General features: G+C 61.0%; 3 protein-coding genes. 2 read left to right on the top strand and 1 reads right to left on the bottom strand.

Annotated elements, in window-relative coordinates:
• Window positions 1-159: 159 nt before the first annotated feature.
• Window positions 160-1,494, top strand: coding sequence for a phosphate ABC transporter substrate-binding/OmpA family protein (locus QMX86_RS27555; protein ID WP_282387645.1), 1,335 nt, complete (start codon window positions 160-162; stop codon window positions 1,492-1,494).
• A 149-nt stretch (window positions 1,495-1,643) separates the two neighbouring features.
• On the opposite strand, the gene QMX86_RS27560 is transcribed toward QMX86_RS27555, so the two are convergent.
• A complete protein-coding gene (locus QMX86_RS27560; protein ID WP_016775307.1) occupies window positions 1,644-2,873 on the bottom strand; it encodes an acyl-CoA dehydrogenase in 1,230 nt (409 codons plus the stop codon).
• Between the two features lie 171 nt (window positions 2,874-3,044).
• Here QMX86_RS27560 and QMX86_RS27565 point away from each other — a divergent pair, with 171 nt between their 5' ends.
• Entirely contained in the window at window positions 3,045-3,974 is a 930-nt protein-coding gene (locus QMX86_RS27565) for a LysR family transcriptional regulator (RefSeq protein WP_282387649.1), read from the top strand.
• Window positions 3,975-4,072: the final 98 nt, after the last annotated feature.

Raw genomic sequence — 4,072 nt, forward strand, 5'->3', positions numbered from 1 at the left:
TGGCGGAGGGGCAGTAACCAGATATGTTGCTGATCCGCCGCCTTCGCGAGCAAGCTCGCTCCCACAATTGATATTTACACCCTTCAACCCCTGTCATATTTCGGTCACGCGCCTGACTTAATCTCCCCGGCAATCCCCTTGGCTTGATTCGGTGCCGGCATGACCCTGCGTGTTCTCTGCGTTTTCCTGTTGAGTGGCTGGCTGTCGGTGTCCGCCGCCGCCCTGCCGATCCCCGAAAACGGCCCGGCGTTGCGCATTCAGGGCTCCAATACCATCGGCGCCGAACTCGGCCCGGCGCTGGTCGAAGGCCTGTTGCAGGAACAAGGCCTGCTGAAAATCCACCGCGAAACCCCGGACACCGCCAACGAACAACGCATCGTCGGCCAGACCGCACAAGGGCAACGCGTGGTCATCGAAGTCGCCGCCCACGGTTCCAGCACTGGCTTCACTGCATTGAAAAACGCCAGCGCCGATCTGGCCGCCTCTTCCCGTGAGATCAAGGACAGCGAACTGCTTGCCCTGCAAGCCCTAGGCGATCTGAAAAGCCCGGCGGCCGAGCAAGTCATTGCCATCGACGGCCTGGCGATCATCCTCAACCCGGCCAACCCGCTTGAGCAGTTGAACACCGAGCAACTGGCGCGGATTTTTGCCGGCGAAGTGAAAACCTGGGAAGAACTCGGTGGCCGTGGCGGCGCCATTCATTTATACGCGCGGGATGATCAATCGGGGACGTACGACACGTTCAAGGAACTGGTCCTGAGCCGGCGTGGGAAAAGTCTCAGCAGCGCGGCGAAGCGTTTCGAATCCAGCGAGCAATTGTCCGATGCGGTCAGCGCCGACCCGCAAGGTATCGGCTTCATCGGCTTGCCTTACGTGCGTCAGGCCAAAGCCGTGGCGATTGCCGACGGCGCCTCGCAAGCGATGCTGCCGCTGAACAGTCTGATCGCCACCGAAGACTATCCGCTGTCGCGGCGCTTGTTCTTTTATCTGCCGCCGGACACCCGCAATCCTTGGGCGCAGGCCTTGGCCACGTTCGCGCAGAGCCCACAGGGTCAGGCAATCGTCGCCGCCAGCGGTTTTGTCAGCCAGACCGTGCAGGCCATGGGCGTGGCGCCGAATGCGCTGATGCCCGAGGGTTACCAATCCCTCAGCCGGCATGCCCAGCGTCTGACAGTGAATTTCCGTTTTGCCGAGGGCAGCGCCAGTCTGGACAACAAGGCGCGGCAGGATCTGGCGCGGGTGCTCGACTATATAAAGCGCAATGGCAAGACCGAACGGGCGGTGACGCTGGTGGGGTTTGGTGATTTGAAGGATGACCCGGCGCGGGCCGATCTGCTGTCGAAGCTGCGAGCGATGGCGGTGCGGCGCGAGCTGGTCAAAAACGGTGTGGTCATGCGCGAGGTGCGTGGCTTTGGCGCGCTGATGCCGGTGGCGACCAACAGCGCGGATGAAGGGCGGATCAAGAATCGGCGGGTTGAGGTTTGGGTGTATTGATCCTGACGCCTGATCGTTCCCACGCTCCGCGTGGGAACGCATCCCGTGACGCTCCGCGTCACAGTGGACGCAGAGCGTCCATGGCGGCATTCCCACGCAGAGCGTGGAAACGATCAGACTGAGGGGAATGCGAATGAGGCTACTCGGTATTACTGGCCGCTGCGCAGCATCTCCTTCGGCACATACTTGCCGATCTCGAACTTGCCAATCGCCGCGCGGTGCACTTCGTCGGGGCCGTCGGCCAGTCGCAGGGTGCGCTGCATGGCGTACATATAGGCCAGCGGGAAATCGTTCGACACCCCTGCCCCACCGTGCATCTGGATCGCCCGGTCGATCACCCGCAGGGCCACGTTCGGTGCGACGACTTTGATCTGCGCAATCTCGCTTTTCGCCACTTTGTTGCCGACGGTGTCCATCATGTACGCCGCTTTCAACGTCAGCAGACGCGCCATGTCGATCTCCATCCGCGAGTCGGCGATCTTGTCGATGTTGCCGCCCAGACGCGCCAGCGGTTTGCCGAATGCGGTGCGACTCACCGAACGTTTGCACATCAGTTCCAGTGCACGCTCGGCCATGCCGATCGAACGCATGCAGTGGTGAATGCGGCCTGGGCCAAGGCGACCCTGAGCGATTTCGAAGCCGCGTCCTTCACCGAGCAGGACGTTTTCGTACGGCACCCGAACGTTATCGAACAGCACTTCGGCGTGACCGTGCGGTGCGTCGTCGTAACCGAACACCGGCAGCGGCCGGACGATTTTCACCCCGGGGGTGTCGACGGGCACGAGAATCATCGAGTGCTGGGCGTGACGCGGCGCGTCGGGGTTGCTCAGGCCCATGAAGATCAGGATCTTGCAGCGCGGATCGCAGGCGCCGGAAGTCCACCATTTCTTGCCGTTGATTACCCACTGATCGCCATCACGCACAGCTCGGGCGGCCATGTTGGTTGCGTCGGAAGACGCCACATCAGGCTCGGTCATGGCGAACGCCGAACGGATTTCGCCGCGCAGCAGCGGCTCGAGCCAGCGCTGTTTCTGCTCTTCGTTGGCGTAGCGCACCAATACTTCCATGTTGCCGGTGTCCGGCGCTGAGCAGTTGAACGGCTCCGGCCCGAGCAGGGAACGGCCCATGATTTCCGCCAATGGCGCATATTCGAGGTTGCTCAGGCCGGCGCCCAGCTCGGACTCAGGCAGAAACAAATTCCACAGCCCTTCAGCCTTGGCCTTGGCCTTGAGCTCTTCCATGATCGCGGTCGGCTGCCAGCGATCGCCCTCGGCAACCTGGCGCTCGAACACCGCTTCGGCGGGGTAAACGTAAGTGTCCATGAACGCAGTCACGCGCTCACGCAGTTCCTGAACCTTGGGCGAATAAGCGAAATCCATGGGTAGTTACCTTCTCGGGCAGAGGTTGTTCAAGTCATGCAATCGATGCTAGAACAGCGCTGATCATTTACCTAGCCTATTCTCGGCGTGTATAAACATTCATCACCAATATATGATCCGCTGATCGTCAGCCCCAAAACACTTGCACTTAATAACAAGAGAAGCCGCGTTATGAATCTGAGCAAGGTCGACCTGAACCTTTTCATCGTCTTCGACGCGATCTACACCGAAGCCAACCTGACCCGCGCCGGGCAGATTGTCGGGATCACCCAGCCGGCGGTGTCCAACGCGCTGGCGCGGTTGCGCGAAACCTTCAACGACCCGCTCTTCGTGCGTACCGCTCAGGGCATGGTGCCCACGCCGATGGCGCAGAACATCATCGGCCCGGTGCGCAACGCCCTTTCGCTGCTGCGCGTGTCGGTGCAGGAAAGTCGCATCTTCAACCCGGCGCAGGCGGTCAAGACCTACCGCATCAGCATGACCGATCTGACGGAAGCAATCATTCTGCCGCCACTGTTCCAGCGCCTGCGCCGCCTGGCGCCAACGGTGATCATCGAAAGCTTTCTGTCCAAGCGCCGGGAAACCACCAAGGAACTCGCGGCCGGGCGTCTGGATTTCGCCGTGGATGCTCCGCTCAATACCGACCCGCAGGTGCGCCACGTCAAGCTGATGGACGACCGTTACGTCTGCGCCATGCGCAAGGGCCATCCAATGGCGGGCAAGGAAAAACTCAGCCTCGATGACTACCTGTCGCTGACTCACATCCATATTTCCAGCCGCCGCAGCGGTCTGGGTTATGTCGATCTGGCGCTGGGCAAAATGGGCATCCAGCGCAAGATCGCCCTGCGCTCGCAGCACTATCTGATGGCTTCGCAAGTGATGCAGCAGACCGACATGGTCATGACCGTGCCGGAACGCTTCGCCCGCCGCCATGATTTGCAGTCGTTCAATTTGCCGGTGAATGATGTGCCGTCGGTGGAAACGCATTTGTACTGGCACGAAAGCACCGACCAGGACCCGGCCAACCGCTGGATGCGCGAGCAAATGATCGAGTTGTGCCAGCAGGTGACGGCGCAGGAGAAGAAGCGGGAGAAGGTTTAAGACACGACACCGTGTCACCGTTCTTCGCGAGCAAGCTCGCTCCCACAGGGTTTTCTGTCGAACACAAATCCTGTGTTCACACACATCCACTGTGGGAC

This window comes from Pseudomonas sp. PS01270 (assembly GCF_029959775.1).
Taxonomy (GTDB): Bacteria; Pseudomonadota; Gammaproteobacteria; order Pseudomonadales; family Pseudomonadaceae; genus Aquipseudomonas; species Aquipseudomonas atacamensis.

What these genes read in the sequence shown, in the direction of transcription:
- QMX86_RS27560 (WP_016775307.1), bottom strand. Translation starts at nt 2,873, where the DNA reads ATGGATTTCGCTTATTCGCCCAAGGTTCAGGAACTGCGTGAGCGCGTG.
- QMX86_RS27555 (WP_282387645.1), top strand. Translation starts at nt 160, where the DNA reads ATGACCCTGCGTGTTCTCTGCGTTTTCCTGTTGAGTGGCTGGCTGTCG.
- QMX86_RS27565 (WP_282387649.1), top strand. Translation starts at nt 3,045, where the DNA reads ATGAATCTGAGCAAGGTCGACCTGAACCTTTTCATCGTCTTCGACGCG.